At 73.1% G+C, this 14,538-nt stretch carries 12 protein-coding genes; 6 read left to right on the plus strand and 6 right to left on the minus strand.

Annotated features, from left to right (window positions below):
* Positions 1-131 precede the first annotated feature (131 nt).
* The 5 genes from JOE63_RS02150 (at position 132) to JOE63_RS02170 (ending at position 5,571) form a co-directional block, all read left to right on the plus strand.
* The gene (locus JOE63_RS02150; RefSeq protein ID WP_204538749.1) at positions 132-2,498 is read left to right on the plus strand and encodes an arylsulfatase; all 2,367 of its coding nucleotides are present in this window, start codon (positions 132-134) and stop codon (positions 2,496-2,498) included.
* Between the two features lie 124 nt (positions 2,499-2,622).
* Positions 2,623-3,099, plus strand: a complete 477-nt coding sequence (locus JOE63_RS02155) for a DUF6325 family protein (protein WP_087470538.1) — start codon at positions 2,623-2,625, stop codon at positions 3,097-3,099.
* A gap of 26 nt (positions 3,100-3,125) precedes the next feature.
* Entirely contained in the window at positions 3,126-3,449 is a 324-nt protein-coding gene (locus JOE63_RS02160; RefSeq protein WP_087470539.1) for an SHOCT domain-containing protein, read from the plus strand.
* A 92-nt stretch (positions 3,450-3,541) separates the two neighbouring features.
* The gene (locus JOE63_RS02165; RefSeq protein WP_204538752.1) at positions 3,542-4,912 is read left to right on the plus strand and encodes a glutamate decarboxylase; all 1,371 of its coding nucleotides are present in this window, start codon (positions 3,542-3,544) and stop codon (positions 4,910-4,912) included.
* Between the two features lie 5 nt (positions 4,913-4,917).
* Positions 4,918-5,571, plus strand: a complete 654-nt coding sequence (locus JOE63_RS02170) for a hypothetical protein (RefSeq protein ID WP_204538755.1) — start codon at positions 4,918-4,920, stop codon at positions 5,569-5,571.
* Positions 5,572-5,614: 43 nt separating this feature from the next.
* Here JOE63_RS02170 and JOE63_RS02175 read toward each other — a convergent pair whose 3' ends face one another.
* The 6 genes from JOE63_RS02175 to JOE63_RS02200 form a co-directional block, all read right to left on the minus strand.
* Entirely contained in the window at positions 5,615-7,831 is a 2,217-nt protein-coding gene (locus tag JOE63_RS02175; protein WP_204538758.1) for a sialidase family protein, read from the minus strand.
* A 221-nt stretch (positions 7,832-8,052) separates the two neighbouring features.
* Positions 8,053-8,727, minus strand: a complete 675-nt coding sequence (locus tag JOE63_RS02180; protein WP_204538761.1) for a peptidase — start codon at positions 8,725-8,727, stop codon at positions 8,053-8,055.
* A 338-nt stretch (positions 8,728-9,065) separates the two neighbouring features.
* Entirely contained in the window at positions 9,066-9,848 is a 783-nt protein-coding gene (gene nagB, locus JOE63_RS02185; protein WP_087470544.1) for a glucosamine-6-phosphate deaminase, read from the minus strand.
* Positions 9,848-10,930, minus strand: coding sequence for a Gfo/Idh/MocA family protein (locus JOE63_RS02190; RefSeq protein WP_204538764.1), 1,083 nt, complete (start codon positions 10,928-10,930; stop codon positions 9,848-9,850). Before JOE63_RS02190 ends, nagB begins: the two co-directional genes overlap by 1 nt.
* Positions 10,927-12,000 (minus strand): Gfo/Idh/MocA family protein, encoded by a 1,074-nt coding sequence (locus tag JOE63_RS02195; RefSeq protein WP_204538767.1) that lies wholly within the window; start codon positions 11,998-12,000, stop codon positions 10,927-10,929. Before JOE63_RS02195 ends, JOE63_RS02190 begins: the two co-directional genes overlap by 4 nt.
* A complete protein-coding gene (locus tag JOE63_RS02200; RefSeq protein WP_087470546.1) occupies positions 11,997-12,752 on the minus strand; it encodes a FadR/GntR family transcriptional regulator in 756 nt (251 codons plus the stop codon). Before JOE63_RS02200 ends, JOE63_RS02195 begins: the two co-directional genes overlap by 4 nt.
* A 100-nt stretch (positions 12,753-12,852) precedes the next feature.
* On the opposite strand from JOE63_RS02200, the gene JOE63_RS02205 reads away from it, so the two are divergent.
* Positions 12,853-14,454 carry an ABC transporter substrate-binding protein gene (locus tag JOE63_RS02205; RefSeq protein WP_239576588.1) on the plus strand — a complete coding sequence of 534 codons (1,602 nt, stop codon included), beginning with the start codon at positions 12,853-12,855 and terminating at the stop codon, positions 14,452-14,454.
* The last annotated feature ends 84 nt before the right edge of the window (positions 14,455-14,538 follow it).

Consider the following 14,538-nt stretch of genomic DNA (forward strand, 5'->3'; position numbering starts at 1 on the left):
ACCGCGGGAGCGACGTTCGCACGATCTGCGTGATGCCTTCCCCGTCGCGACGGACCTACCGTCGACGGGTCGTCGCGTCGCCGCCCACGCCCGCGCCGTCCGTGAGGTCCTGGACAGACAGGAGAGAGTCGATGAGTGACGAGCCCCGCCGGACGGTCGTCGGGCCGCCGCTGCCCGCCGAGCGGTCCCTGCCGTTCCCGCCCCGCCGGTCCGGGAGCGTCGCCGGGCGGACGATCCAGGAGTCCACGTACTCCCCGCGCCCGCCGGAGCGGCACCTGCCCCCGGACGCGCCGAACGTCGTCGTGATCCTCATCGACGACGCCGGTCCCGCGCTCCCGACGACGCTCGGCGGCGCGGTGCGGACGCCGACTCTCGACCGGGTCCGCGCGAACGGCGTCGGGTACAACCGGTTCCACACGACCGCGATGTGCTCCCCGACGCGCGCGTCGCTGCTCACCGGGCGCAACCACCACCGGGTCGGCAACGGGCAGATCGCGGAGCTCGCGAACGACTGGGACGGGTACTCGGGGCACATCCCGAAGAGCAGCGCGACGATCGCCGAGGTGCTGCGCCAGTACGGCTACGCGACCGGCGCGTGGGGCAAGTGGCACAACACGCCGGCGGAGGAGACGACGTCGTCCGGCCCGTTCGACCGCTGGCCCACCGGGTACGGGTTCGAGTACTTCTACGGCTTCCTCGCGGGCGAGGCGTCGCAGTACGAGCCGCACCTGGTGCGCAACACGACCCCGACGCTCCCGCCGAAGACCCCGGAGGAGGGGTATCACCTCAGCGAGGACATCGCCGACGACGCGATGCGCTGGCTGCGCGACCACAAGGCGAACGCGCCGGACAAGCCGTTCTTCGTCTACTGGGCCACCGGCGCGCTGCACGGGCCGCACCACATCATGAAGGAGTGGGCGGACAAGTACGCCGGGCAGTTCGACGACGGCTGGGACGCCTACCGGGAGCGGGCGCTCGCGGGCGCGAAGGCGGCGGGCTGGGTGCCCGACGACGCCGAGCTCACCCCCCGGCCCGAGAGCCTCGCCGGGTGGGACGAGATCCCCGACGACCAGAAGGCGTTCCAGGCGCGGCTCATGGAGGTCGCCGCGGGGTTCGGCGAGCACGCGGACGTGCAGGCCGGGCGCCTGCTCGACGAGGTCGAGCGGCTCGGCTTCGCCGACAACACGATCGTCGTCTACATCTGGGGCGACAACGGCTCGTCGGGCGAGGGGCAGAACGGGACGATCAGCGAGCTGCTCGCGCAGAACGGCATCCCGTCGACGGTCGAGCAGCACATCGCGGCCCTGGAGGAGCTCGGTGGTCTCGACGCGCTCGGCACGCCCGCGACGGACAACCAGTACCACGCCGCGTGGGCGTGGGCCGGCTCGTCGCCGTACCAGGGCATGAAGCTCCTCGCGTCCCACCTCGGCGGCACGCGGAACCCGATGTTCGTGAGCTGGCCCGGGCGCATCGAGCCCGACCGCGTGCCGCGGACGCAGTTCCACCACGTCGTCGACCTCGTGCCGACGATCTACGAGATCGTCGGCATCTCCCACCCCGAGACCGTGAACGGCGTCCCGCAGGACCCGATCGACGGGACGAGCTTCGCCTACTCGATCGACGACGCCGGGGCCGAGGGCCGCCGTCGGACGCAGTACTTCGAGATCATGGGCAGCCGCTCCATCTACGCCGACGGCTGGATGGCCTCGGCGACCGGTCCGCGGCTCCCGTGGGTGCAGGGGATGCCGCCGGGGATCCAGACCTGGACCCCGGACCAGGACCCGTGGGAGCTGTACCACCTGGACGAGGACTGGAGCCAGGCGCACGACCTCGCCGCCGAGCACCCCGAGAAGCTCGCCGAGCTCCGGGAGCTCTTCGCGATCGAGGCGGCCCGCAACGACGTCCTGCCCGTGGGTGGTGGCCTGTGGGTGGTCGCCATGCACCCCGAGGACCGGATCAGCCCGCCGTACACGGCGTGGGACTTCTCGGGCGACACGGTGCGCGTCCCGGAGTTCTGCGCCCCGGCGCTCGGCAACCGTCCCAACCGGGTCGAGATCCGGCTGTCCGTGCCCGACGCCGCGAACGGCATGCTCTACAAGCTCGGCGGAGCGGGCGGCGGGCTCACGTGCTTCCTGCTCGACGGCGTGCTCACGTACGAGTACAACCTGTTCCTCATCCAGCGGACCGTGGTCCGGTCGAGCGCGCCGCTCGCGGCCGGCGACCACACGGTGGAGGTCGTGACGACGTACGTCGAGCCGCGGCCGGGCGGTCCGCTCGAGGTCGTCCTCCGGGTCGACGGCACCGACGTCGGCTCGGGCACGGTCCCGGTGAGCGCGCCGCTGCTGTTCTCCGCGAACGACTGCCTCGACGTCGGGCGCGCGTACGGCGGCGCGGTGTCGCGCGCGTACGCGGACCGCATGCCGTTCGCGCTCGACGGCCGCATCGACGCCGTGCACGTGGAGTACCTGCTGCCCGCGACCGACGGGGCGGACCGGTAGCGGCGGTCGCCGCCGCCGGGCGTGAGTTCACTCGTTCTGGGTGAGGACGCGACCGTCGACCACGACGAGCCTGAGGACAGGCCCGCGCACGCCGCGCGGGGACGGACGCGGAGAGGACGCGACGATGACGCAGGAACTCAGCGACGGGGTCGGGAGCGAGCTCGGCGACCTCGAGGAGAGCGGGCCGATCGACTTCCTGGTCATCGAGCTGCCGACGGACCGTGCGACGGGCGACGCCGCCTTCCCGCACCTCGTGGACCTCGTGGACCGCGGGATCATCCGCGTGCTCGACCTCGTCGTCGTGCGCCGGGAGGCCGACGGCAGCGTCGTCGGCCTCGGGCTCGAGGAGCTCGACGACGGGTCGACCGAGCTCGCGGTGTTCGAGGGGTCGCGGTCGGGCCTGCTCGGCGACGACGACCTCGACGAGGCCGCGAGCGCCGTCGAGCCCGGCATGACGGCCGTCGTGCTGGTCTACGAGAACGTCTGGGCGGCGCCCTTCGCGACCGCCCTGCGCCGCAACGGCGCCCAGCTCGTCGCGAGCGGGCGCATCCCGGTCCAGGCGCTGATCGCGTCGCTGGACGCCACCGAGCCGGACGCCTGATCCGGCCTGTCCCGTAGGAGGATCCCGTGCCTGGACTGATCCGCGGCGTCGCGCGCACCGCCGTCGTCGCCGGAACCGCGACCGCCGTCTCCAACCGCGTCTCCCGCCGCCAGGCGGGGCGCTGGGCCGCGCAGGAGAGCGCTCAGGAGCCGCAGTACGCGGCACCTCCGCAGCAGTACGCGGCGCCGCAGCCGACCTACTCTCCGCCCCCGGCGCCCTCCGCGCCCGCGGCGGCGCCGGACATGGACGCGCGCATCGCGCAGCTCACGCAGCTCGCCGCGCTGCGTGACCAGGGGGTGCTCAGCCCCGCGGAGTTCGAGGCGCAGAAGTCCCGCATCCTCGCGGACTGACGCGCGCCGTCCACCGTCCCGGGAGCGACGTCCGGGGCGGTGGACCCACCCGTCGACCGAGCCGGACCTCCGGCGTGTCGGAAGGAACCAGCATGACCGACGAGCAGCACGTCCTGCGCCCGACCTACACCCGACCCGGCGTGCGGGCGGTCGCGCCACGCTTCACCATGCCGGACGCGGAGATGGAGCCGACGTCCGCCTACCAGGTCGTCCACGACGAGGTGATGCTCGACGGCAACTCGCGCCTCAACCTCGCGACGTTCGTCGCGACGTGGATGGGCGACGAGGCGGACCGCCTCTACGCCGAGGTCTACGACAAGAACATGGTCGACAAGGACGAGTACCCGCGCACGGCGGCGGTCGAGGAGAACTGCTGGCGCATCCTCGGGTCGTTGTGGAACGTGCCGGACGTGCAGGACTGCATCGGCACGTCGACGATCGGGTCGTCCGAGGCGTGCATGCTCGGGGGCCTCGCGCTCAAGCGGCGCTGGCAGCTCGCGCGGCGGGCGGCGGGCAAGCCGGCGGACCGGCCGAACCTCATCATGAGCTCGGCCGTGCAGGTGTGCTGGGAGAAGTTCTGCAACTACTTCGAGGTGGAGGCGCGGTACGTGCCGATCTCGGAGGAGCACCCGTGCCTCGACGGCAGCGACCTCGAGAAGTACGTCGACGAGAACACGATCGGTGTCGTCGCCATCATGGGCGTGACGTACACGGGCATGTACGAGCCCGTGAAGGAGATCGCGGCCGTGCTCGACGCGCTCCAGGAGCGCACCGGCCTCGACGTCCCGATCCACGTCGACGGCGCGTCCGGCGCCATGATCGCGCCGTTCCTCCAGCCGGAGATCGAGTGGGACTTCCGCCTGGAGCGCGTGCACTCGATCAGCACGTCGGGGCACAAGTACGGGCTCGTGTACCCCGGGGTCGGCTGGGTCGTGTGGCGCACGCTCGACGCGCTGCCCGAGGAGCTGGTCTTCCGGGTGAGCTACCTCGGCGGGAACATGCCGACGCTCGCCCTCAACTTCTCGCGCCCGGGCGCCCAGGTGCTGCTCCAGTACTTCCAGTTCCTGCGGCTGGGCCGGGAGGGCTACACCGCGATCCAGCAGGAGTGCCAGGACGTCGCCAAGTACCTCGCGCACGGGATCGAGGAGATCGGCGCCTTCGACCTGTGGAACGACGGGTCGGACATCCCGGTGTTCGCGTGGCGGCTCAAGCCGGGCCACACGGAGAACTGGGACCTCTACCACCTCTCGGACCGGCTGCGCATGAAGGGCTGGCTGGTCCCCGCCTACCCGATGCCCGACGACCTCGCGGACCTCACCGTGCAGCGGATCGTCGTGCGCAACGGCGTGAGCCGCGACCTCGCCGACGACCTCCTGGAGGACATCCGGGTCGAGACGGAGTGGCTCGACGGGCTCACGTCGCCCATGCCCGCCGAGGGCAAGCGCTCGGGCTTCCACCACTGACGGTCGTGGACCGGCGGGAGCGTCGTCTGCGGCGCGAGGCGTGGGGGTTCGCGGTCGGGTCGCTGTGCTTCCTCGTCGGGGCGCTCCCGCCCTACGCCGACGCCGTGGGCGCGGTCGCCACGAACGTCACGTTCGTCGTCGGCGCGGTGTTCTTCACCGCCGCCGCGTTCGTGCAGCTCGGCCTCAGCGGGCGGCGCCCGCCGCGCGCCGGGACGCACCCGGCCGACCGCTGGGACTGGTGGGCGGCGGCCGTCCAGCTCGTCGGGACGCTGTGCTTCAACGTGAGCACGACGGCGGCCCTCGTCGCGGCGGTCGACGACCCGGCGGCGCTCGGCGCGGGCTGGAAGCCGGACGCCTACGGCTCCGTGGCGTTCCTCGTCTCGTCCGCGTTCGCCGTCGTGGCGACGCGCGACCGGGGTCACCTGTGGGACGTCGACGCCCGTACCTGGCACGGCACGTGGCTCAACCTGGTCGGCTCCGTCGCGTTCGGCGCGTCGGCCGTCGGTGCGTACGTCTCGCCGGCCACGGGCACCTACGTGAGCGAGTGGTGGGACGACGCCGGCACGCTCGTCGGGGCGGTGTGCTTCCTCGTCGCGGCGCTGCTGTCGCGGCGGTCGGTCGACGCGCCCTCGCCGAGCGACGCGCTCCCGGCCGGGTGACGCACGTCGGGGTGCGTCGCTCGGCCGGGAGGGCGTCGTCCGGTCAGGCGCAGGTCGCCGCCGCGTAGCCCGCGTCCAGCGAGGCGTCCCCGACCGCGGCGCTCGCGGCCCCGGCGTCGACCGTCGCCGCGCGCGCGGCGAACGACTGGTACGCGGAGCTCCCCGGCTGCACGCCGCTGACCGTGCGCTGCCCGTAGGGCGTGGTCAGCGTGATGTCGGCGGCCTCGTCGCCGGTGTTCTGCGCCGTGACGGCGACGTAGGGCCGCCCCGCGAGGCAGCGGGACGTCGCGCGGACCTCGAGCGCGGGGGACGCGGCACCGAGCTCGACCGTCGGACCGTCGAGCTCGACGACGGTCACGCTCGACCCCGACGTGGAGGTCCAGGTCGTGTCGGGCGTGAACGACCCGCGGTCGAGGTCGGCCCGGGTCACCACGTGGTGCGCGAACGTGCACGTGTACGACCCTTCCGCCGGCAGGGTGCGGTAGCGGCAGTTCTGGGCCGCGTTCGCGGGGTCGAGCCCGGCGAGGTTCCCGGTCGGGACCACGGAGGTCGCCGCCGTGGACAGGTTGCGCACCGTGTAGGTGAACCGCAGGACGTCGCCGACGGCGTACGCGTCCTGCGGGTTCGCGTGCGCGCCCTGCACCGCGATGTTCCCGGGCGCCCCGAAGTAGACGCCCGGCCCCTCGTGCTCGACCGTCGTCACGGTCGTACCCGACGTCGACGTCCACGTCGTGGTCGGGGCGAAGAAGCCGACGTCGAGGTCGGCCTGCGTGACCGTGTGCCGCGCGGACGTGCACGTGTAGGCCGCGCGCGCCGCGAGGTCGCGGAAGCGGCAGTTCGGCGCGCCCTGGGCGGGGTCGAACCGCTCGAGGTCCCCGGTCGGGGAGACGGTCGTGACGGCGTCGGACAGGTTCGTGACGGTGAACGCGTACGTGACGACGTCGCCGACGGCGTACCCGCCCGCGGGGGCGGTGCTCGTCACGCTCGCGCGCGTGACCTCGATGTCGCCGGGCGTGCTGCTCGGCGCGGCGAGGAGCCAGTCGTGGTCGAGCTTGGCGAACCGGATGCCGCCGCCCCCGCCGTCGGGCTCGTAGAGCAGGCCGACCGTGCCGTCGGGGAGCGTCGCGAGCGTCGAGTACGCCATGCCTCCCGGCTGGAAGACGCGCGCGACGGGCCACGTCTCGCCGTCGTCGTAGCTCATCCGGACGGTGCCGTTGACGCGGCCGGACTGCGACGCCGCGTTCGAGAAGAGGAGCACCTTGGCCTCGTCGGAGCCCTGCGGCGCGTTCGGGTACGCCCGCACGATCGCGGCGTTGTTCGTCGGGTCGGGCAGCTCGCGGTCGAGGGTCACGGCGCCGTACGTGACGCCGCCGTCGGTCGAGTAGGCCACCTTGCGGAAGCCCGAGCGCGCCGAGTCGCGCGAGTTGAGCATGACCCGCCCGTCCGAGAGCTCCACGGTCTTGTTCTCGTCCATGCCGGTGCCGACAGGGGTCCCGACCTGCCAGGTCGCGCCGTGGTCGTCGGAGTAGACGGAGACGGCCTGGAACTGCCCCGAGCCGTTGATGATCGTGTACTGCTGCACCAGGCGCCCCGCGTGCTCGCCGTAGCGGAGCTGGATGCCCTGACCCGAGGCGGCGAAGCGCGAGCGCCAGCCCAGGTCGGCCGTGACGTCCGCGGTGATGGTGCGGTGCGTCCACGTGCGCCCGTCGTCCGTCGAGGCGGAGACGTTCGCATGGATGACGTCGCGCGCGGCCGGGTCGACGCCGGGCTGGGAGCCGCCGAAGCCCTGGTCGTACGACTTCACGTGAAAGTTGAAGACGGTCCCCGTCTCGCGGTCCACGACGTAGCTCGGGTCCGAGTAGCCCTCGATCGGCGCGGTGGTCTTCCCGGCCGCGACGACCTCCTGCGGGCCCCACGTGACACCTGCGTCGGTGGAGCGGCGCTGGAGGATCGAGTTCGGCCCGGGGGAGTCGGCCGCGGTGGGGCGGCCGTCGTAGGAGGCGAGGACGTCGCCGTTGGGCGCCACGGTGAGCGCCGGGATGCGGTAGTTGGGGAAGCCGCCCTGGCCGTTGGTCGCGAGCTGCTGCTCGGCGAACGTGCCCGGGCCACCGGTCGCGGGAGCGAGGTCGTGGTCCGGTGCGAGGGCCGTGTGGTGGGCCGCCGCCGTCGTGACGGGGACGACGGCGCCGCTCACCCCGAGCGCGAGCGCGGTGGCGAGGGTCAGCGCGCGGCGCGCGGGTCTGCGGAGGTGTCCGATCATGCCGTTCCTTCCGGTCGGTGCTCGGCGCGGCGGGTACGACGTGGAACGCGGCGACGCTGCCGAGGATGCTTGAACAGATGACGTCAGATGTCTGACGTCAGGAAGGTAGCCCGGAAGGATGGAGGGGTCAAGGGGTACGGCAAGGGGTACGGACATCACGACGCCCGTCGGTCGCAGGGGCTGCGGCCGGCGGGCGTCGAGGAGGGAGGTGCGGGGCGGGATCAGCTCCGGCGCGCGCGCCGCGACAGGAGCACGATGGCGGCGCCCACCGCGGCGAGCCCCGCGGCGAGCGCCGCGTACAGCCCGACCGTCGCGCCGGTCTCCGCCAGGCTCGGGTTCTGCGCGGACGCGCTCACCTCGTTCGACACCGGGACGACGCCGGCCGGGTCGTCCTGCCCGGGCGGGTTCGTCGCGCAGTCGGGCGACGAGGGCGGGTAGACCGTGGTCACGAGGACGTGCGGGTTGACCTCGAAGCTCACGTCGACGGCGGGGCGGACCCAGTCGTACTCGTCGCCCTCGACCCACTCGCCGTCCTCGAGGCGCCACCCCGGCCAGTCGACACCCTTGCCCTGGTCGTCCACGACGGCGCCCGGCCACAGCAGGCGGCCCTGGAGCGGCAGCCCGGACCGGACGACGCTCTCGCCGTCGGGGTTGATCCAGGTGACCGTCACGGTGTCGTGGTCGGTGCCCTCGACCTCGATCGCGTAGTCGAGGTACGCGGCGTCCTGCTCGCACGCCGAGACGAGCGTCGTGAGGCGCATCGACGGCTGGGACGGCACATACGTGTCGTCCTCGGCGGCGTGGGCGGCCGGGCCGGCGAGGAGAGCGGCGGAGGCGGCGAGGGCGGCGGCTGTGGCGGCCCGCACCAGGGTGCGGCGTCCGGTCGTGGTGCTCATGGTGGTTCCCGTCGGGTCGTGGTCGGTCGAGCGCGACGGGTACCGTCCTGAGGGCGCGACCGTGCCGCCGCCGGACGGGCGGTTCGGGGCAGCAAGGGCGCGGGCGTGTCGGACGCGTGAGGCGGCACCGCCGTGATCGCCGGTGCCCGCGCTGGCAGGGGGCTGATCGCACGGGCACCGGCTGGCCCCCACGCTAGACAGGCAACTGGACGGCCGTCCAGTTCGATCGCGGGTGAATCCCCGCGCCGAGAACGACATCCGTGTCGTTATCCGGTCGAAAGCGACAGCAAGGTCGTGCTCGACGCGGGGCGGGGCCGTTCTCGGGAGTCGACGACCCGCTAGAGGCCCTGCCAGTCCGGCTTGGACGCGTACGTCTGGCGGTAGTAGTCCCCGAGCTGCAGGCGCGAGGCCGCCGCGTCGTCGACCAGCACCGTCGCGTGCGGGTGCATCTGCATGATCGTCGCGGGCCACAGCGCCGAGATCGGGCCCTCCACGAGCTGGTGCACCGCCTCCGCCTTGCCCTTGCCCGTCGCCAGCAGCACCAGGTGCCGCGCCGACATGATCGTCGCGAGCCCCTGCGTCAGGCAGTGCCGCGGCACCCGGTCCACGTCGTCGCCGAAGAACCGCGCGTTGTCCTCACGCGTCTGCGCCGTCAACGTCTTGATCCGCGTGCGCGACGCCAGCGACGACCCCGGCTCGTTGAACGCGATGTGCCCGTCCGTCCCGATCCCCAGGATCTGCAGGTCCACACCCCCGGCCCCCGCGATCGACTCCTCGTACGCCGCGCACGCCGCGACCAGGTCCTCGGCGTTGCCGTCCGGGCCCTGCACCGCGCCCGGGGCGAAGTCCACCCGCGAGGCGATCTCCGTCTCGATCACGTTCCGGTACCGCTCGGGGTGCTCCGCGGGCAGGCCCACGTACTCGTCGAGCATGAACGCCCGCACGCCCGCGAACGACAACCCGTCCTCACGGTGACGGCGCGCCAGCTCGTCGTACACCTTCAGCGGCGAGGAACCCGTCGCCAGCCCCAGCACCGCCTCCGGCCGCGACCGCACCACCTCCTCGATCGCGTCCGCAGCCAGCACCGCCAACCGCTCCGCAGGAGCGATCACGACCTCCATCAGACCCTCGCCTCCTCGGGCACCGTCCGGTGCTCCACCGTCACGACGTCGCTCGCCTCGACCGAGCGGTACGCCGCGTCGATCACCGCGAGCGTCGCGCGCGCCTCCTCGATGCCGTAGTCCGGCCGCTCGCCGGCCAGGACCGCCCCGACGACGTGCCGCAGGTACGCCGCGGCGGCGACCTGCCCGGCGTCGGGGGCGAGCGTCGTGCGCCCGTCCGCCCCGTACCGCGCGACGGCGGGCGCGTCGTCGTCCCCGACCGCGTGGCCGTGCGACCCGAGCAGGCGCACGGACGACGTGGTCGGCGTGCCGCCCGGCGCGAACGGGACGCGGCCGAGCGTGACGGTCGCGGTGACGCCGCGGTCCAGCCCGAGCGTGACGACCGCCGTGTCCTCGACCCCGGCCTCGCGGTGCGGGTCGAGGAACAGCGCGCCCGTGAACGCGTGCACCTCGACCGTCCGCAGCCCGGTGAGGTGGTGTACCGCGTCGGCGCAGTAGCCGAGGAAGTTGAGCAGCTCCCCGCCTCCGGAGAGCGTGCGGTCGACCACGAGCTCCGGCCGCTCGACCGACGTCGCGAAGTGCGACCCGGAGGCGAAGAACTCCAGGTCGAGGTGGCGCGGCAGGCCCACGTGCCCGGCGTCGACCCAGGCGCGCAGGCGGCGCAGGGCGGGCGCGTGCGTGCGGTTCACGACGGCGCACGTGCCGCCCGTGCGGGCGGCCACCGCGGCGAGGCGGTCGGCGCCGGCGAGCGTCGTCGCGACGGGCTTGTCGACGAGCACGTCGAGCCCCGCCTCCAGCAGCCCCGCCGCGAGGCGCGCGTGCCGGGTCGGCTCGGCGCACACGACGACGAGGTCGACGGCGGATACCAGGGCCTCCGCGGCCGACGCCACGTCGGCGACCTCGGCGTACGGCAGACCGACGCTCTCGGCGACGGCGCGCGAGTCCTCGCGCACCCAGCCGGGCGCGTCCGACTCCTCGACGATGCCGACGAGCTCGACGCGGTCGTCCGCGGCGAGGATCCGCAGGTAGTCGGCCGCGTGGCGCACCGCCGACGCGAACGCGACGCGCAGGGTCGTCCTCACGCGGCCACCTCCACCGGGGCGTACCCGGGCACGTCGGCGACGCGCTCCCGGCGACCGGAGACGAGCGAGCGCTGCGCTGCGAGCGCGGTCGCGAGGGCGGCCCTGACCTGCGGCGTGGTGACGACCGGGGTGGCGTCGCCGCGCACGACGTCGAGCCAGTGCGCGAGCTGGAGGCTCAGCGCGCCCTCGACGGACACGGGCGGCGCGGCCGTCGCGTCGGAGTGCAGGCCGTCCTCCGCGGTGGTCGAGTGCGCGAGCGTGCCCTCGGTGCCGACGAGCACCACGCGCCGCACGAGCTCCCCGCGGCGGCGCAGCGCGTAGCAGAGCTCGAGCGTCGCGAGGGCACCGGTCGCGGTGCGGAGCTGGACGTGGAACGAGTCGGGCGACTCCATCTCGGGCGAGAACGTGCGGAAGCCGCGCGCGAAGACCTCGACGGGCTCGTCGTCGAGCAGCCACGTCGCGACGTCCATGATGTGCGTGCCGTTGTGCACGGGGTGGCCGCCCGAGAGCTCGGGGTCGAGCTGCCAGCCGCGCCACCCGCCCGGCCAGGCGTGGCCGGTGTACCAGGAGACGTGCGCGAGCCGCGGGGTGCCGATCTCGCCGCGCCGCGCCGCCGCGGCGAGCGCCGTCACCGCGGGCTGGAACCGCACGGTCTGCCCGACGACGAGCGTCGTGCCGCGGCTCTCCGTCGCCGCGACCATGGCGTCGAGCTGGGCCAGGGAGAGCGCGGCGGGCTTCTCGACCTGGACGTGCTTGCCCGCCTCGCCGGCGGCGATCGTCTCGCGCGCGTGGGTGGGGGTCGCGGTGACGACGTCGACCGCGTGGACGGCGTCGTCGGCGAGGGCCTCGTCGAGGGACGTCGTGGCGCGGGCGCCGGGAACGAGCGCGGCGAGCGCCCGGGTCCGGGCGAGGTCGTGCCCGACGACCCACCGCACGTCCGCGCCGGGCAGGCCGGCGAGCGCGACGAGGTGCTCGCGGGCGAACGCGCCGATGCCGACGACGGCGATCCCGACGGGGTTCCGGGCGTGGGCCCGGGCGCCGGATAGGTCGGGGGGCAGGGTGGGCCTCACGCGGTGGTCACCCCGAGGGCGCGGTCGATCGGTTCGTAGTGCGAGACGACGGCGGCGCGGAACGCCTGGACGTCGCCCGCCTCGGCGGCGTCGAGCATCTCGCCGTGCGCGCGCGCGGTCTGGTCGAGGTCGGCCGCGACGGAGATGCCGAGCTTGGGGACGACGGCGGTGTGCACGTCCCAGAACGCGGCGACGAGCTGGCCGACGAGGGAATTGTCGAGGCGCGCGAGCAGGCCGGTGTGGAAGGCCCGGTCCTGCTTGGGGAAGCTCAGGCCGTCGGCCGCGGCGGCCACCATCTCGTCCACGAGGGCGTGCAGGTCGGGGTTCGAGGTCCCGGCGAGGCTCGCGACGATGACGTCGGCCATGGCGAGGTCGAGCGCCTGCCGGATCTCGACGACGTCGCGCAGCGCCCGCAGGTCGTCCCCGGGGGAGAGCACGCCGCGGAACACGAGCGCCTCGACGAGCGCGTCGAGGGACATGTTGCCCACGAACGTGCCGTGCCCGTGGCGCACCTCGACGATGTCGAGCGTCGACAGGGTGCGGATCGCCTCGCGCACGCTCGACCGGGACACGCCCAGGTGCTCGCACAGCTCGGCCTCGGTGGGCAGCGGGTCCCCGGGGCGCAGCCCCTCGCCGAGGATGAAGTCCTTGATCCGGTCGGCGGTGGTGGTGCGCCGGGGAGCGGTCGCGCCGGGTCCGCCGTCGCGGGACGCGTCGAGCGTGCTGAAGCTCCTGCGCCGTGGTGTCGCCATCTTGACCCCTTCGGTTTCTGGTCCTAGTGTCATGCTACACAACGTCAGACATCAGACATCTTCTCTCCGGAACGATGTCGGTCTCATGTCAGGAGAACCAATGAAGCTTCACGTCAGCTCACCTCCCCGCAGGGGAGTCGCTGCGGTCGCCGCGGGCGTCGTGCTCGCGCTCGGCCTCGCGGCGTGCTCCGGCGGCGGTGCTGCGCAGGACGACCCGACCGAGGGCAGCGCCGCCCAGGGCGAGATCGACCCGGACGCCGTGATCGAGGCGGGCATCTCGTACTCCCTCTCCGGTGGCTTCGACCCGATGATCACCACCGGTGCCGTGACAGTAGCGGCCAACTGGCACGTGTTCGAGGGACTCACCGAGCTCGACCCCGCGACGCGCGACGTGTACCCCGCGCTCGGCACCGACCTCCCGGCCCAGGTCGACGACACGCACTACGAGGTGGACCTCCGCGAGGGCGCGGTGTTCCACGACGGCACGCCCGTCACCGTGGACGACGTCGTCTACAGCTTCGACCGCGTGCTCGACCCGGCGAACGAGTCGCTCTACGCCGGCTTCGTCGACTTCCTCGAGTCCGTCACGCCCGTCGACGACGACACGGTCTCGATCAACCTCAAGTACCCGTTCAGCCTCGTCCCCGAGCGGCTGTCGGTCGTCAAGATCGTCCCGAAGGCGCTCGTCGAGTCCGACTACGAGGCGTTCAACGCGCTGCCCGTCGGGACCGGACCGTTCAAGATGACCCAGGCCACGCCCGACGACAAGATCACGTTCGAGCGCTTCGACGACTACACCGGCAACCGCCCCGCGCTGGCCGCCGGCCTCGTGTGGAACCTGCTCTCCGACCCCGCCGCGCGCGTCACCGCGATGAGCTCGGGCACGGTCAGCGCGATCGAGGACGTCCCCTACATCGACGTCCCCACGCTCGAGGGCACCGTGGACGTCGAGTCCGTCCAGTCGTTCGGCACGCTGTTCATGATGTTCAACACGGACCTGCCCCCGTTCGACGACGTCCGCGTGCGCCAGGCGTTCTTCTACGCGCTCGACATGGACAAGATCATCGACAACGGTCTGCTCGGCAACGGCGCGGCGGCCACGAGCTTCCTCCCGCAGAGCCACCCCAACTTCCACGAGGCGTCGACCGTCTACTCCTACGACCCGGAGAAGGCGAAGGACCTCCTCGCCGATGCCGGCGTGAGCGACCTGTCGATCACGCTCATGACGACCGACACCGGCTGGGTCGCGGACATCGCGCCGCTGATCAAGGAGAACCTCGACGCGATCGGCGTCGACACGACGCTCGACATCGGCCAGTCCGGCGGCCAGTACACCAAGGTCGACAACGGCGACCTCCAGGTCATGGTGGCCCCCGGCGACCCGTCGGTCTTCGGCAACGACCCCGACCTGCTCATGCGCTGGTGGTACGGCGACAACGTGTGGTCGCAGTCGCGGTACCGCTGGAACGACGACCCGAAGTTCGCCGAGCTCCAGACGATCCTCGACGCCGCCGTGCGCACGTCGGGCGACGAGCAGCAGGAGCTGTGGAACCAGGCGTTCGACCTGATCTCCGACGAGGTGCCGCTCTACCCGCTGCTGCACCGCCAGCTGCCGACCGCGTGGGACGGCTCCACGCTCTCCGGGTTCTCGCCCCTGCCGATCACCGGGCTGTCGTTCCTCGACGCCGGCCTCGTCAAGTAGCCGCGGGCTCGTAGCCCGCAGCGCCGACCGGCTCCGGGCCGTCGTGCCGGGCCTCTCGCCCGCCCCCTCGGGCGAGAGGCCCGT

Source organism: Cellulosimicrobium cellulans, assembly GCF_016907755.1.
GTDB classification, from domain to species: Bacteria; Actinomycetota; Actinomycetes; order Actinomycetales; family Cellulomonadaceae; genus Cellulosimicrobium; species Cellulosimicrobium cellulans_D.

Bases quoted from the DNA above. Each gene is read 5' to 3' on its own strand.
- JOE63_RS02205 (WP_239576588.1), top strand. From the start codon at position 12,853: ATGAAGCTTCACGTCAGCTCACCTCCCCGCAGGGGAGTCGCTGCGGTC.
- nagB (WP_087470544.1), bottom strand. From the start codon at position 9,848: ATGGAGGTCGTGATCGCTCCTGCGGAGCGGTTGGCGGTGCTGGCTGCG.
- JOE63_RS02165 (WP_204538752.1), top strand. From the start codon at position 3,542: ATGACCGACGAGCAGCACGTCCTGCGCCCGACCTACACCCGACCCGGC.
- JOE63_RS02155 (WP_087470538.1), top strand. From the start codon at position 2,623: ATGACGCAGGAACTCAGCGACGGGGTCGGGAGCGAGCTCGGCGACCTC.
- JOE63_RS02200 (WP_087470546.1), bottom strand. From the start codon at position 12,752: ATGGCGACACCACGGCGCAGGAGCTTCAGCACGCTCGACGCGTCCCGC.
- JOE63_RS02150 (WP_204538749.1), top strand. From the start codon at position 132: ATGAGTGACGAGCCCCGCCGGACGGTCGTCGGGCCGCCGCTGCCCGCC.
- JOE63_RS02180 (WP_204538761.1), bottom strand. From the start codon at position 8,727: ATGAGCACCACGACCGGACGCCGCACCCTGGTGCGGGCCGCCACAGCC.
- JOE63_RS02175 (WP_204538758.1), bottom strand. From the start codon at position 7,831: ATGATCGGACACCTCCGCAGACCCGCGCGCCGCGCGCTGACCCTCGCC.